Annotated in this window: 14 protein-coding genes; all 14 read left to right on the top strand. The window is 70.4% G+C overall.

Annotated elements, in window-relative coordinates; translation table 11 throughout:
• Window positions 1-14: 14 nt before the first annotated feature.
• A complete protein-coding gene (locus tag GA0070608_RS21535; RefSeq protein WP_091630344.1) occupies window positions 15-1,058 on the top strand; it encodes a Gfo/Idh/MocA family protein in 1,044 nt (347 codons plus the stop codon).
• Entirely contained in the window at window positions 1,055-1,924 is an 870-nt protein-coding gene (locus tag GA0070608_RS21540; protein ID WP_091630345.1) for a TIM barrel protein, read from the top strand. Before GA0070608_RS21535 ends, GA0070608_RS21540 begins: the two co-directional genes overlap by 4 nt.
• The gene (gene iolC, locus GA0070608_RS21545; RefSeq protein ID WP_091630346.1) at window positions 1,921-2,874 is read left to right on the top strand and encodes a 5-dehydro-2-deoxygluconokinase; all 954 of its coding nucleotides are present in this window, start codon (window positions 1,921-1,923) and stop codon (window positions 2,872-2,874) included. The genes GA0070608_RS21540 and iolC overlap by 4 nt, the downstream gene beginning before the upstream one ends.
• Window positions 2,867-3,736 carry a Cgl0159 family (beta/alpha)8-fold protein gene (locus GA0070608_RS21550; protein ID WP_091630347.1) on the top strand — a complete coding sequence of 290 codons (870 nt, stop codon included), beginning with the start codon at window positions 2,867-2,869 and terminating at the stop codon, window positions 3,734-3,736. The genes iolC and GA0070608_RS21550 overlap by 8 nt, the downstream gene beginning before the upstream one ends.
• Before the next feature lie 14 nt (window positions 3,737-3,750).
• Window positions 3,751-4,593 carry a 5-deoxy-glucuronate isomerase gene (gene iolB, locus GA0070608_RS21555; RefSeq protein WP_281186140.1) on the top strand — a complete coding sequence of 281 codons (843 nt, stop codon included), beginning with the start codon at window positions 3,751-3,753 and terminating at the stop codon, window positions 4,591-4,593.
• A complete protein-coding gene (iolD, locus tag GA0070608_RS21560; RefSeq protein WP_091630348.1) occupies window positions 4,590-6,467 on the top strand; it encodes a 3D-(3,5/4)-trihydroxycyclohexane-1,2-dione acylhydrolase (decyclizing) in 1,878 nt (625 codons plus the stop codon). The genes iolB and iolD overlap by 4 nt, the downstream gene beginning before the upstream one ends.
• Window positions 6,464-7,423: an inorganic phosphate transporter gene (locus GA0070608_RS21565; protein WP_218107552.1), complete on the top strand. Its 960-nt coding sequence runs from the start codon at window positions 6,464-6,466 to the stop codon at window positions 7,421-7,423. Before iolD ends, GA0070608_RS21565 begins: the two co-directional genes overlap by 4 nt.
• On the top strand, window positions 7,420-8,073 hold the full coding sequence (locus tag GA0070608_RS21570; protein ID WP_218107553.1) for a DUF47 domain-containing protein: 654 nt from the start codon (window positions 7,420-7,422) through the stop codon (window positions 8,071-8,073). The genes GA0070608_RS21565 and GA0070608_RS21570 overlap by 4 nt, the downstream gene beginning before the upstream one ends.
• A gap of 139 nt (window positions 8,074-8,212) precedes the next feature.
• Complete coding sequence (locus GA0070608_RS21575) at window positions 8,213-9,415, top strand: ABC transporter substrate-binding protein (RefSeq protein ID WP_218107554.1); 1,203 nt, start codon at window positions 8,213-8,215, stop codon at window positions 9,413-9,415.
• 83 nt (window positions 9,416-9,498) lie between these two features.
• Complete coding sequence (locus tag GA0070608_RS21580) at window positions 9,499-11,349, top strand: ABC transporter permease (RefSeq protein ID WP_091630350.1); 1,851 nt, start codon at window positions 9,499-9,501, stop codon at window positions 11,347-11,349.
• Between the two features lie 2 nt (window positions 11,350-11,351).
• Window positions 11,352-12,527, top strand: a complete 1,176-nt coding sequence (locus GA0070608_RS21585) for an ABC transporter ATP-binding protein (RefSeq protein ID WP_091630351.1) — start codon at window positions 11,352-11,354, stop codon at window positions 12,525-12,527.
• Entirely contained in the window at window positions 12,524-13,312 is a 789-nt protein-coding gene (locus tag GA0070608_RS21590) for an HAD family hydrolase (protein WP_218107555.1), read from the top strand. Before GA0070608_RS21585 ends, GA0070608_RS21590 begins: the two co-directional genes overlap by 4 nt.
• A complete protein-coding gene (locus tag GA0070608_RS21595; RefSeq protein WP_218107556.1) occupies window positions 13,309-14,154 on the top strand; it encodes an inositol monophosphatase family protein in 846 nt (281 codons plus the stop codon). Before GA0070608_RS21590 ends, GA0070608_RS21595 begins: the two co-directional genes overlap by 4 nt.
• Window positions 14,151-15,014 carry a Cof-type HAD-IIB family hydrolase gene (locus GA0070608_RS21600; RefSeq protein WP_091630352.1) on the top strand — a complete coding sequence of 288 codons (864 nt, stop codon included), beginning with the start codon at window positions 14,151-14,153 and terminating at the stop codon, window positions 15,012-15,014. The genes GA0070608_RS21595 and GA0070608_RS21600 overlap by 4 nt, the downstream gene beginning before the upstream one ends.
• Window positions 15,015-15,042 lie beyond the last annotated feature (28 nt).

Raw genomic sequence — 15,042 nt, forward strand, 5'->3', positions numbered from 1 at the left:
GGAGGTATCTGCTCATGCGCATCGGACTGCTCGGTGTCGGACGTATCGGTGCGACACACGCCCGCCTCCTCGCGAGTCACCCCGAGGTGACCGAGCTCGTGCTCGGCGATGTGATGCCCGAGCGCGCTCGGGACGTGGCCGAACACCTTGGCGTACGCGCTGCCGGTCCGATCGACGAGGTGTTCGCCACGCCGCTCGACGGGATCGTCATCGCCACGCCCACGGCCACGCACGCCGACCTGATCCAGCGCGGGGTCGACGCCGGGCTGGCCGTGTTCTGCGAGAAGCCGGTCGCGGCCGATCTGGCCCGCACGGTCGAGATCGCCCAGCGGGTGGCGGCGGCCGACGGCCGGGTGCAGGTGGGATTCCAGCGCCGTTTCGACGCGGGTTACCGAGCGGCCAGGGAAGCGCTGCGTAGCGGCGCGGTCGGCACCCTGCACCGGATGCATCTGCTCACCGCCGATCCGACGCCTCCGCCGGCCGAGTACATTCCCCTATCCGGCGGCATTTTCCGTGACTGCCACATCCATGATTTCGACATCGCCCTCTGGCTGACCGGCCAGGAGGTCGTCGAGGTCTACGCCGCCGGTGCGAACCGGGGTGCCAGCCTCTTCGCCGAGGCGAGCGACATCGACACCTCCGTAGCCATACTGACCTTCGCCGACGGCACCCTGGCGACCCTACAGGGTTCGCGGTACAACGGCGGCGGTTACGACGTGCGAACCGAGCTCGCCGGCACCGAGTCTACCTTCGTCGTCGGCCTTGACGACCGGGCGCCGCTACGTTCGGCTGAACCGGACGCCATCTATCCCAGTGGCGAGCCGTGGGCGGACTTCTGGCAGCGCTTCAGCGCGTCCTACACCGCGGAGATGAACGCGTTCCTCGACTTTGTGGCCGGTCGGCGTAGCAGCGCGTGCACGGTTTCCGAGGCACTCGAGGCGCTCTACATCGCCGAGGCCGCCGACCGCTCGCGGCGTGAGCGCCGGCCCGTGCGGGTCGAGGAGATCCGCGCCAGCAGCCCCGTGAAAGGGCTGAAGCACTCGGCGGTGCTGGCATGACGCGGCGGCTGGCGGGCGCGCCCATCTCCTGGGGCGTGTGTGAGGTGCCCGGCTGGGGCTACCAGCTGGACGTGGACCGGGTGTTGGCGGAGATGGCGGCACTCGGGTTGACGGCCAGCGAGTTCGGCCCGGACGGGTTTCTGCCCGCAGACGGCGCGGCCCGCCAGGAGACGCTGCGGCGGCACGGCCTGCGGGCGGTCGGCGGATTCCTGCCGGTGGTGCTGCATGGATCGACCCGGGACCCGGTGTCAGAGATCGCCGCCGCCCTGCGGCAGTTCCGGGCGGCGGAGGCCGGTGTCCTCGTCCTCGCCGCGGCGACCGGTCTCAACGGATACGACTCCCGCCCGGAGCTCGACGCCGACGACTGGCGGACCCTGCTGTCGAACCTTGACCTGCTGGATCGGGTGGCCGCCGACGCCGGCGTGACCGCGACGCTGCACCCGCACGTGGGCACCATGATCGAAGGACCGGAGGAGATCGACCGGCTGCTCGACGGCTCCAGCATCGGGATCTGCCTGGACACCGGCCATGTGCTGGCCGGCGGTGGGGATCCGGTGCGGCTGGCCGGCCAGGCCGCGGCGCGGGTGAGACACGTACATCTCAAAGACGTCGACGCGGGGCAGGCCCAGCGGGTCCGCGCCGGTGCGGTGAGCTACCGCGACGCGGTCGCGCAGGGCCTCTACCGCCCACTCGGCCAGGGTGCCGTGGACATCGCCGCCATCGTCGCCTCGCTGGAGGAAGCCGGTTACGCCGGCTGGTACGTACTGGAACAGGACCTCGTCCTGGACCGGGAACCGCCGGCCGGGGCCGGACCGGTCACCGAGGTCGCCGCCTGCCTGACCTATCTGCGGGGACTGTCGTCGTGACGGGCTTCGACCTCATCACCGTCGGTAGGTGCGGCGTCGACCTCTACCCGCTGCGTTCCGGTGTCTCGCTGGCCGAGGTGGACACCTTCGGCCGGTTCCTCGGCGGGTCGCCGACCAACGTCGCGGTCGCCGCCGCCCGACTGGGACGGCATGTCGCGGTGGTGACGCGCACCGGAGACGACCCGTTCGGTGACTTCGTGCGGACCGCGCTCAACGAATACGGGGTCGACGACCGGTTCGTCCGGCCGGTGCCGCTCCTCAAGACGCCGATCACCTTCTGTGAGATCTTCCCGCCGGACAACTTTCCGCTGTACTTCTACCGCGAGCCCAAGGCTCCTGATCTGGAGATCGCCGCGCAGGAGTTGGACCTGGACGCGCTCAGCGCGGCGCGGATCGTCTGGCTCACCGGCACCGGCCTGTGCGCCGAGCCCAGCCGCGCCGCGTTGCACGCGGTGCTCGCCCATCGCCGCGGACCGATCGTGCTGGATCTGGACTATCGGCCGATGTTCTGGTCCTCGGCCGCGGAGGCCACCGGGTACTACCGGGCCGCGCTCGCCACTGGCGCGGTGAGCGTAGCTGTCGGTAACCGTGAGGAGTGCGCCGTGGCCACCGGTGAAGATGATCCGGAGCGGGCCGGGCAGGCGCTGCTCGACTTCGGTGTCGCCCTGGCCGTGGTGAAGCTCGGACCCGAGGGAGTGCTCGGCTGCACGGCCGACGGCCAGCGGGTACGGGTGCCACCCACTCCGGTCGAGGTGGTCAACGGCCTGGGCGCTGGCGACGCTTTCGGCGGCGCGCTCTGCCACGGCATGCTCGCCGGCTGGCCGCTGAGTCACACCCTGCGGTACGCCAGCACGGCAGGCGCCATCGTCGCCTCTCGGCTGGCCTGCTCCGCTGCCATGCCCACCGCCGACGAGGTGTCGGCCCTGCTCGGGGAGAATCCGGATGTCTGATGCCCGTGCCCACATCGGTGACCTGGTCCAGCGCCGTGCCAGCCGGCCCGCGGTGATCGCGGAGTCCGCGCAGTCCCGGCGGAGGCTGTCTGACTGGGGTGACCAGCGGCTAATGATCATTGCCGCCGACCACCCGGCCCGCGGCACGATCGGTGTCCGGGACCGGGCCGACGCGATGGCCAGCCGGGTCGACCTGCTCGACCGGCTCTGCGTAGCGCTTGCCCGCCCCGGCGTGCACGGTGTGCTCGCCACCGCCGACATCGTCGAGGACCTCATGCTCCTCGGCGTCCTGCACGACAAGCTCGTCATCGGATCGATGAACCGTGGCGGCATCACCGGCTCGGTGTTCGAGCTGGACGACCGGTTCACCGGCTACGACGCCGAGACGATCGCCGCGATGAACTTCGACGGCGGCAAGATGTTGTGCCGCATCGACCTCGATGACCCCGGCACGGTCAACACCCTGGAGGCGTGCGGCCGTGCGGTGACGGCGCTGGCCGGGCGCGGCCTGATGGCGATGGTCGAGCCGCTGCCGGTGAGCCGGGTCGACCGCCGGACGCAGCTCGACCAGCGCCCCGAGGCGCTCATCCGGGCGATCGGCATCGGCCAGGCGCTCGGCGCGACCTCGGCGTACACCTGGTTGAAGATTCCGGTCGTCGAGGAGATGGACCGGGTCCTCGACGCCACCACGCTGCCCGTGCTGCTGCTCGGCGGTGAGGCGCCGCCCGAACAGGCCTACGCCGGTTGGCAGAAGGCGCTGCAACTGCCCGGCGTGCGCGGACTGGTGGCCGGACGCGCGCTGCTCTACCCGGCCGACGACGATGTGGCGGCCGCCGTCGACGCGGCCACCGCCCTGCTGTGAGGACGGTGACCGCGGTGCACATTCCTCGGGGTGCTACGACGACACCTGGGTGGACGGTTCAGGTGACACCAGAAGTGGCCGGTTGGACCTACTGCGGGCTGCGGGTGTTGGAACTGGAGCCCGGTCAGACACGCGTCTTCACCACTGGTGACGACGAGATGCTGGTGCTGCCGCTGACCGGTTCGGCGTTGGTCGACTGCGACGGGACGCGGTTCGAGCTCGTCGGCCGACGCGCCGTCTTCGACCGGGTCAGCGACTTCTGCTACCTGCCGATCGGGGCACGGGTGGAGGTGTCCAGCACGACCGGTGGGCGGTTCGCGCTGCCGTCGGCGCGGGCCGGACGCCGGCTGCCCCCGCGTTACGGCCCGGCCGAGCAGGTGCCGGTAGAAGTGCGTGGGGCAGGGACAGCGAGCCGCCAGGTGAACAACTTCTGCGCTCCGGACGCTTTCGACTGCGACAGGCTCGTCGCCGTCGAACTGCTCACCCCTGGCGGGAACTGGTCGTCGTACCCACCACACAAACACGACACCGAGACTCCCGGCGAGGCGGTACTCGAGGAGATCTACTACTTCGAGACGCGCGGCCTGGCCTACCAGCGGGTGTACGGCACCACCAACGTGCTGGCCGAGGTCAGTGCCGGCGACGTCGTCCTGGTGCCGAACGGCTACCACGGGCCGTCGATGGCCGCCCCCGGCTACGACCTCTACTACCTGAACGTCCTGGCCGGCCCGGCCACCGAGCGATCGATGGCCTGCGTCGACGACCCCACCCACGCGTGGATTCGCAGCTCCTGGTCCGGCCAGCCGGTCGACCCACGCGTACCGATGACGACCTATCTGGGGAGGACCGGCGCATGAAACTCACCGTGGCGCAGGCGACCATCCGCTTCCTTGCCAACCAGTACAGCGAGCGTGACGGGCGACGGCACAGGCTGATCGCCGGCTGTTTCGGAATCTTCGGCCACGGCAACGTCGCCGGGCTCGGCCAGGCGCTGCGGCAGGCCGAGCACGACGGCGACCCGGGGATGACCTACTACCAGTGTCGCAACGAGCAGGCGATGGTCCACACCGCGGTCGCCTACGCGCGGATGACCGCCCGGATGTCGACGTTCGCCTGCACCACCTCGATCGGGCCGGGCGCCACCAACCTCGTCACGGGCGCCGCCCTGGCCACCGTCAACCGGCTGCCGGTCCTGCTGCTGCCCGGGGACGTCTTCGCCACCCGGGTGGCCAATCCGGTCCTTCAGGAGTTGGAGGATTCCCGCTCCTACGACGTGTCGGTCAACGACACGCTGCGGCCGGTGTCGCGGTTCTGGGACCGCATCAACCGCCCCGAACAATTGCCGGCGGCGCTGCTCGCCGCGATGCGAGTGCTCACCGACCCGGCCGAAACCGGAGCGGTCACGCTGGCCATGCCGCAGGACGTGCAGGCCGAGGCGTACGACTGGCCGGACGAACTGTTCACCGAGCGGACCTGGCACGTGCCGCGCCCGGTACCTGAGCCGGCCGCACTGGCCCGAGCGGCGCAGGTCCTGCGCGCGGCACGCCGCCCGCTCATCGTTGCTGGCGGCGGTGTGACCCACAGCGAAGCCACTGACGAGCTCGCCTCCTTCGCCCGACGCACCGGCATCCCGGTGGCCGAGACCCAGGCCGGCCGCGGCGCGCTGCCCCACGACCATCCCTGCGCGGTCGGCCCGATCGGCGTGACCGGGTCCACGGCCGCCAACGCCCTCGCCGCCGAGGCCGACGTGGTGCTGGGCATCGGCACCCGCTACTCGGACTTCACCACCGCTTCGCGGTCGTTGTTCGCCGAGCCGTCGGTGCGGTTCGTCAATCTGAACGTGGCTGCCTTCGACGCGGCGAAGCTCGGCGCGGTCGGCGTGGTCGCGGACGCGCGGGAAGGGCTGCGGGCCCTCGACGCGGCACTGCCGCGCTGGCAGGTGAGCGAGGAGCGCAGGAAGCTGGCTGTGACCCTGACCCGCCGGTGGGACGACGCCGTCGACGAGGCCCGGCGCCCTGGGCCCGGCCCCCTCACCCAGAGCCAGCTCATCGGCGCGGTGAACGACGCGGCCCGCCCGGCCGACGTGGTCGTCTGCGCGGCCGGTTCAATGCCCGGCGACCTGCACAAGCTGTGGCGGCCGGCGAGCCCTCGACAATATCACGTCGAGTACGGGTACTCCTGCATGGGCTACGAGATCGCCGGTGGCCTGGGTGTGAAGCTGGCACAGCCGGACGCCGAGGTCTTCGTCCTCGTCGGGGACGGCTCCTACCTGATGATGGCGCAGGAGTTGGTCACCGCCGTGGCGGAAGGGCTCAAGCTGGTGGTGGTCCTGGTCGACAACCGCGGTTACGCCTCCATCGGGGCGCTGTCCGAGCAGGTGGGCGGTGCCCGATTCGGCACCGTCTACCGATATCGCAACCCTGCCTCCGGCCGCTTCGACGGACAGCCGCTGCCGGTCGACCTGGCGGCGAACGCGGCAAGTCTGGGCGCCGACGTCCTGACCGCGGACACTCTCGACGAGGTCCGCGCGGCGCTGGTGAAGGCGCGCGCCGCCGCCACCACCACGGTTGTGCACGTCCGCACCGAGCTCGGCGGACCGGGGAGCCCGGCCAACGACACGTGGTGGGACGTCCCGGTGGCCGCGGTGTCGACCACGCCGGACGGTCCGCCGGCCAGACAGCGGTACGTGGAGCGCAAAGCGACCCAGCGCGGTCACTGGTCAGGTCTGTGAGCGTCGTGCTGTCCGTGCTCGCCGCCGTGTTCGTCTTCGTCTGCGGCGCCAACGACGGCGGCGCGTTGCTCGCCCTCGCCCTACGCCACCGCGAGGTCGCCGGCATCGCCATGCTGGGACTCCTTCTCGCCGCCATCGTCGCCGGTCCCCGCCTCTTCGGACTGGGTGTGGCGCATGCGTTCACCGGCCGGCTGGTCGCCTCCGGCGATCGTGGTGGGCAGCCGATCGTCGTGATCGGCGTGGCGGCGGCGGTCGCACTGGTCCTGGTGCTGACGTGGCGAGGCGTACCGACGAGCGTGACTCTGGCGATCATCGGTGGGTTGGCGGGCGCCGGACTCGGGCTCGGGCTCATGCCGTCGTGGACCACTCTTGCGACGATGCTCGGCATCGGCGCGGCCGCGCCCCTCGTCGGTGGGCTGCTGGGCTATCTGCTCGGCGTCCTGGCCCAGCGGGTCCCGACCACCGGTCGGGCATCGGCCACGGTCCGGCTGGCGCACGTCGGCGCATTCGGTTGCCAGTGTCTGGCCTATGCGGCCAACGACGGGCAGAAGATGTTCGCGGTCGCCGCGGTCGCCGTCGCCGCCGTCCACGGCTCGGCCGAACTGTCGCTGCCAGTGTTGTCCGCCGTGGCGGCGCTGTTCGCCGCGGGGGCGCTGACGAGCCTGCGCCGGATGTCGCGTGGTGCCACGTTCAACCTGTCTCCGCCACGTCCGTGGCAGATCGTCTCGGCCGAGATCGCCTCGTCCGCGGCGGTGTTCGGCACCGCCGGGCTGGGTGTGCCGGTCAGCATGACCCAGTCCGTGGCGGCCGGCCTGGTCGGCGTCGGCGCCAGCCAGGGCGCACGCCGGGTGCGCTGGCAGTACGCCGTGCCGATCCTGGTCTCGTGGCTGGTGACCCTGCCGGCCAGCTTCGGCATGGCGGCGGTGGCCGGGCTGGCCGTGCGGGGGCTCCGGTGACCGGCCGTCGGCTGCGCCGGGTCTGGCGGATTTTGGATGACCTCGCTGGTCGCTCCCATCATCGGGTCGTCGGCATCCTGCTGCGCCAGCTCGAGCAGAACCAGGAGGCGGTGGACCTGGCCGTCGACGTGGTCACCAGGGCCGTGCCGTCGGCCACGGGGCGGGCCCGGATGGGCGACATCGAACACGCCGGCGACGACCACCGGCGGCAACTCGTCGTCGAGCTCGCCGCCTCGCTCACCACCCCGATCGACCGCGAGGACGTGTTCCGGCTTTCCCGGTCGATCGACGACGTGCTGGACAACCTACGGGACTTCGTACGGGAGAACGACCTCTTCGGTGCGCCCACCATGGACGCTGCCGTGCCGGCGCTCATCGCCGTTCGGGAAGGGCTCGCGCTGCTGCGCCGCGCCCTTCAGCAACTGGTCGACCATCCGACCGACGTCGCCGACCTCGTCCTGGCCGTACGGAAGCGTGCCGGCGTCGTGCGTCGCGTGTACCAGGAGGCGATCGGGCGGCTACTGGCCGGAGACGTGACCTCCGAGATGCTGCGGCAGCGTGAGCTGCTGCGTCGCATCGACGTTGTCGGCCTTCGGCTGGCCGAGTGCTGCGACGCGCTGGCCGACGCGATGCTGAAGCGAATCGTCTAAAGGGCTGATGTGCATATGTCTTGACAAAGATTGCCCCCGTATTACGCTCAGGACACTCCGCAGATGCGACGCGCCTTCCCCGCATCCGACGGACGAGAAGGCTCTCACCCGCATGCTCCGCCATCGAGGAGGTTCGCACGTGGACAGCCGCCATATGACGATCCCGATCCGCCCCACCCGTCGTCCCACCCGTCGCCTTGCCGCTGCCGCAGTCGGCATCGCCGCGCTCGTCGCAGCCGCCGCCTGCGCCCCGTCCAGCGGAAATGACCAGCCCGGCGCGCTCCCGTCCGCCTCCGTGGACGCCACCTTCGACCTCGACGCCCTCGTCGCGGCGGCGAAGGAGGAAGGCAGCGTCCTCGTCTACGACTCGACCGGCGACATCAAGAAGGTCGCCGAGGCGTTCACCGCCAAGTACGGCATCAAGGCTGAGGGGGTGAAGTCCGACACCCAGAAGACCGCCGAGAAACTCGTCCGGGAGAAGGAGGCCGGCAACGTCGCCGTCGACCTCACCCTCTTCTCCGACGGCCCGTTGCTGGCCGGCGAGCTGCTGCCCCGCCAGGTCGTCTACACGTGGTTGCCGCCGGATCTGCTCAAGGACATCCCGGAAACGAACCGCAACCCACTGTTGGTGCTGTCGAAGGCCAACGTCTGGGTGTACAACCCGAAGATCTACCCGAACGGCTGCCCGGTGAAGAACGTCTGGGAACTCACCGAAGACAGCTGGCGCGGCAAGGTGCTGCTACAGGATCCGCTGGGCAAGGCAACCATCGTGCAGTGGCTCAGCCAGACCGCCGGCCACGGCGCCGCACCGCTCGCCGACGCCTACCAGCGGCATACCGGCAAGGCCCTGCAGACGACCGAGAAGAACGCCGGCTGGGAATGGGTCAAGAAGCTGGCGAAGAACAAGCCGATCATCAACAGCGAGGACGAGAACATCGCCGCCGCCGTCGCCGCGCCGCAGCAGACCGAGGGCCGCATCGGCCTGCTGTCGATCGCGAAGTTCCGCGACGTCGAGGGCAAGGGCTACCACATGGCCGTCTGCGAGGGCTTGACCCCCTGGGTCGGGTTCTCCTACTCCAAGTACGTCGCGATCGCCACCGGGACGAAGCACCCCAATGCCGCCAAGCTGTTCGTCCACTTCGTCATGACGCAGGAAGGCATCAAGCACGAGATGGAGGAAGGCGGCGTCTCGGGCAGCACCGCCGTGCCGCCCAGCGACGGCAACCCGAAGGGCCTCACCGACTGGGGTACGCAGTTGTTCGCCATGGACCCCAAGGGCCTGCTCGACGACTACCAGAACACCCAACCCGTCCAGGACTTCTGGCGCGTGCAGCACAAGTGATCCGGTGGATGCTCACCGAGTCGTCACGCTCGGTGAGCATCAGGCCACGTCGTCGCTCTGCTTGAAGGGACAAGACACTCAAGATGGCAGTCATCGACCGTCCGGCACCGCCAGCGCAGCCGCCCACGCAGCCGCCAGCCAGCCGTTGGGGCCGGCTACGGTACCGGGCACGAGTCCTGCTCGCCGAGCCGACCACCCTCATCGGTCTCGCGCTCGTGCTCATCTTCGGCTACCTGGTCATCGCGCCGTTGGTGGCCATCGTGTCGGACGCGGCACGTGTGCAGTTCGGCGACGACGGTCGGGCCGGGGCGCCGACCGGGTCCTTCACGGGCTACTACCTGTGGCGGGTGTTCCGGTCACCGATCAGCGCAAGCCTCTTCTGGCAGCCGTTGTCACACACCGTGGTCGTCGGGCTCGGTGTGGTCGTGTTCGCCGTGGTGCTCGGCGGTTCGATGGCGTGGCTGGTGACCCGAACCAACGTACCCGGCCGCAAGTTCCTCGCCGGGGCCCTCGTCGTGCCGTACATGCTGCCGTCATGGACGTTCGCGTTGGCCTGGCTGACCCTGTTCAAGAACGGCCGGTCCGGTGGGACCCCGGGCTTCCTGGAGACCTGGGGTGTCCGGACCCCCGACTGGCTCGCGTACGGCGCCGTGCCGATCATCGTCACTCTCGGCCTGCACTACTACCCGTTCGTGTTCCTGCTGTTCGGCAACGCGCTGCGACGCATCGACTCGCAGTTGGAGGAGTCCGCGCGGGTGCTCGGCGCCAGCAGGGGCCAGGGGATGCGGCACGTGGTGCTGCCGCTGCTGCTGCCCTCGCTCTCGTCCGCCGTGCTCCTCGTCCTCGGCCGGGTGCTGGGCACCTTCGGCACCCCGTACATTCTCGGCCTACCCACCGACTACGCGATGCTGTCGACCAGCCTGTACCGCAGCATCCACACCCGGGCTCCCGGCGTGGCCGCCGTCATCGCCGCCGTCATCGTCCTGCTCGGGGTGCTCGTCGTGCTCGTCGACATGCGCCTGGTTCGTGAACAACGCCGGTTCGTCACCATCGGCGGCAAGGGCAGCATGGACCGGGCCACCGACCTGCGCCGCTGGCGGTGGCCCGCCTACGGCGTCGCCATCGCCGTCTTCGTCACCAGCGTCGTCGTGCCGCTCGTGACCCTCGCGTTGTCCACGGTGACCTATGCACCAGGCGTGTTCCGTGCCGACAACTTCACGCTGAAGTTCTGGACCGCCGAGTCGATCCCGGAGGCGGTCGGTTTCCCGCACGGCCTGTTGCGCAGCGACGACCTCTACGAGGCGATGTGGAACAGCCTGCGCATCGTCGGTATGGCGTCCCTGGTCTGCGGCCTTGTCGGGCTGATGGTCGGGTATGTGGTGGGCCGCTCGCCCAGCCGCAGGCTGTCCGCCACCCTGCGGCAGGTCTCGTTCCTGCCCTACCTGGTGCCGGGCATCGCCTTCGCCGCCGCATACCTGACCCTGTTCGCCGTCCCGCGCGGCCCGATCCCGGCGCTCTACGGCACGACCCTCCTGGTGGTCGTGGTGTTGGCGATCACCCACCTGCCGTACTCGTCGCGGTCCGGCATCGCCGCCATGATGCAGCTTGGCCGCGAACCGGAGGAGGCGGCACAGGTGGCCGGCGCCGGCTGGCTCACCCGGCTGCGCCGGATCGTGCTGCCCATCCAGAAGGGCGCGCTGACCACCGGCGTGTTACTGCCGTTCATCTCCGGGCTCAAAGAACTGTCGATCGTCATCATGCTCACGACCGCGAGCACACCCCTGTTGACCACCCTGTCGATCAACCTGATCGACTTCGGATATCGGCAGCAGGCCAACGCGGCCGTACTCGTCATCGCCGCGCTCTCGTTCACCGTCACCTACCTGGCCCAGCGGGCCACCAAGAGCAACCTCGCCACGGGCCTGGGAGGCTGAACATGCCGAACATCGATCTCATCGGCGTCGACAAGAGCTATGTCGCCGGCCAGTACGCGGTGCGCGACCTGCACCTGACCATCCCCGACGGTGGATTCATGTGCCTGCTCGGTCCGTCCGGCTGCGGCAAGACCACGACCCTGCGGATGATCGCCGGCTTGGAGCAGCCCACCAGGGGGGATATCCGGGTCGGCCCACGGCTGCTGGACTCCGTGGGGCAGGGCGTCTTCGTGCCACCCGAGAAGCGGGGCATGGGGCTGGTGTTCCAGAGCTACGCGCTGTGGCCGCACATGACGGTGACCCGCAACGTCGAGTTCGGGCTGATGATGCGGAAGACACCCACGGCGCAACGAGCACAGCGCGCCGCCGAGGCCATGGAGATGCTGCACATCGCCGACTACGCTGCCCGTTACCCTTCGCAGCTCTCCGGCGGCCAGCAGCAACGGGTCGCACTGGCCCGCATGCTCGCGGTCGACCCGGAGGTCATGCTGCTCGACGAGCCGCTGTCCAACCTGGACGCGAGGCTTCGCCTCGAGATGCGCGCCGAGATCAAGAGGATCCATCAGCGCTCGCACGCCACCGTCGTACTGGTCACCCACGACCAGCTCGAGGCGATGACGATGGCCACCCACGTCACCGTCATGAACGAGGGGGTCGTCGAGCAGACCGGCACGCCGATGGAGGTCTACGAACGGCCGGCAAGCGTGTTCGTGGCCCAGTTCGTCGGCAGCCCACCGATGAACACCATGCTGCTCGGGCCGGCCGACGCGGCCGGTCCCGGCACCACCGTGGCGGACTACGTGGCCGCCCGGGTCGGCCGCCCGCCCACCGACGGAACTGGCGGTGTCCGGCCCGAGGCACTCAACATCGCGTACGCCGACGCCGATGTTCCCGACGGCGTCTGGCGGGCGACGGCCGTGGTCGAAACGGTCCTGCCCACCGGTTCCGCCTGGACCGTGCAACTGCGGTGCCACGGCGAGCCGCTGTACGTCCAGTCCTACCGGAAGACCGAGACGACACCGGGCGCCGAGGTGACCCTCTGGGCCGCCGCGGCGGACCTGCACGTGTTCGATGCCGGCGGCCGCCGGATGACCGGCTGGGACCAGTTCCTGCGCGAGCAGCAGACCGGACAGCGTCCCGCCGCCGGGCCGGCCGTCGCCTCCGGATCCGGCCGGTGATCGCCGCACGGCTGCCTCGGCCTCGCGCGCTGCTGCTGGACTTCGGTGGCGTCGTCGTGCAGACCGAACGCCGGGTCACCTGGGTCACCGACCTCGCCACCGAGATCGTCGCGATGCTCGGCGCAGCCGGTTGCACCGAGCTGACCATCGACGACGTGGTCCGCGACGTCCGGGCCGCCGCCGCCGCCGAATCCGCGTGGAAGAACGCGATGTCGCGACTGTCCGCGCCGGCCGAGCTGACCTGGCGGGTGTTCTGGTCGGAGTTCGTCGCCGCCGACTGGCCCGAGCAGGCGCGTGCGTTGGTGACCAGCCAGGCGTGGCTCCTGTGCCGACGCCAGGGTGAGCTGCGCTCGACCCGGGTCGCGCGCAACGGCATCGAGGATCTGCTCCGGGGCGCACGGGAACGCGACATCCCGGTGGGGATCGTCAGCAACGCGATGTCGGGCATCGTGCACCGGGACTGGCTCGCCCGGGCCGGCCTTGACAAGGACCTGGTGGTGCAGCTGTACAGCGACGAGCTCGGCATCCGCAAACCCAACCCGGAGCTGATCCGTCTGGCGTGCCGCGCGCTCGCGGTCGCGCCGGCCGACGCGTGGTACGTCGGCGACAACTTCGACCGCGATGTCGTCTGCGGCCGTCGGGCCGGGGTCGGAGCGACCGTTCTGATGACTGCCCGCTCCACCCACGACCGGCCTTTCGTCGTCGCCCAGACGCCCGACGCGGTCGTCGACGATCCAGCCGAACTGCTGCGGCTGCTCACCCTCACCGACGAGAGGCACGCATGACCACGATCGACGCGACCCGATCCGTGCGACTGGCGGAGGTGGCCGCCGAAGCCGCCACCGCAGTCGGCGACATGCTCCGTGGGGCCTTCCGTTCCCGACCCGAGGTCGACTACAAACGTGATCGGCACGACCCTGTGACCGTGCACGACAAGGCGGCCGAGGCGCGTATCCGCGACGTGGTGCTCGCCGCCGAGCCGGACAGCCGGATCGTCGGCGAAGAAGGCGGCACGGTCGGCGAGGGGCATGTCGAGTGGCACGTCGACCCGATCGACGGCACGGCCAACTTCGCCCACGGGCTGCCCTTCTTCTGCACCTCGATCGGCGCTGTGATCGACGGTCGGGTCGTCGCCGGAGCGATCTACGACCCGCTACGCGACGACCTGTACACCGCCACGCTCTCCGGGGCCTGGCACAACGGACGGCTGCTGGCCAGCGTCGGCGCCGACAACGCGCAGCAGGCGCTGCTGCTGACCAGCTACCCGAGCGCACGCGAGATCAGAGCCGCCCCCGACCGGGCGGTGCGACGGCAGACCGACCTCATCATCGAGTACCAGACGCTGCGGCGCATCGGCAGCGCCGCGCTGAGCCTGGCGCACGTCGCGACCGGCTGGGCGGATGCGGCACTCGGTATCGGTGTCAACAGTTGGGATGTCGCGGCCGGCTCGCTGCTGGTGACCGCCGCTGGCGGCCACTATCTCGGCCTGCGCCCGAACGCTGTCGAGACGGACCGGGCGGCCTGGCGGGAGCCCGGCTACTTCGCCACCGTCGGCACGCTCGACCCGGCCGGCTCGTCCGTGATCGAGGCGTTCGCCGACACCCACCGGCCGGTGTCGCTGACATGACCGGCGCCGACACCCGCCTGGGCCCGGGTACCGCCCTGCGGTACCGCTGGATCGTCACCGACCTCGACGGCACACTGGTCGACCGCGACCTCGCGATGGTCCCGCGTAGCCGGGAAGCCCTGCGGACCTTCCGCAGCGTCGGCGGCCAGGTCGTGATCGCCACCGGCCGCAGCGCCGCCTCGTGCCGGCGCTACTACGACGAACTCGGCCTCACCGGAGCGGCGATCCTGCTCAACGGCGCGCTCATCGCCAACCTGCGCACCGGTGACGTGCTGCACGAGAGCCGCCTCGACGAGACGGCGTGGACGTCGGTCCGCGCCTTGGTCGAGACGCTGCCGCCCGACGTGGCCACCGTCGTGTTCGTCGGTGAACGGGCCCTCGCCACGTACCAGCCCGCCTGGGTCGATGCCTACGCCGCCCGCGACCGCATCACCATCGAGCGCATCGAAGACTGGGACGACATCGACGGCATCAGCAAGGTCATGCTGCTGGGCGCCGACACCGACGCCGCGCACCGGATCGCCGCGGTCGCGCGTCGATCCGCCACCGGCGTAACCGTCGTGATGTCCGAGGCCACCTACGTGGAACTGCTCCCCGCAGGCGTCGACAAGGGCGTCGCACTGCGCTGGCTCGCCGACCATGAGCAGGTGGCCCTGACCGAGATCGCGGCCGTCGGTGACAACCCCAACGACGTGCCCCTGCTGCGGGCCAGCGGATTCGGCGTGGCGGTCGGCGACGGACACCCGGAGGTCCGGGCCGCGGCCTCCGCGGTGGCTGGCACCTGCCTCGAAGGAGCCGTCGCCGACGTCGTCGCCATCGCCATCGGCGCTGCCCCGACCGCCGAACGAGGCTCACCGTGATCGGCTGTCCGGGATCCCGCCCGGCCCC

Source organism: Micromonospora peucetia (assembly GCF_900091625.1).
Classification (GTDB): domain Bacteria; phylum Actinomycetota; class Actinomycetes; order Mycobacteriales; family Micromonosporaceae; genus Micromonospora; species Micromonospora peucetia.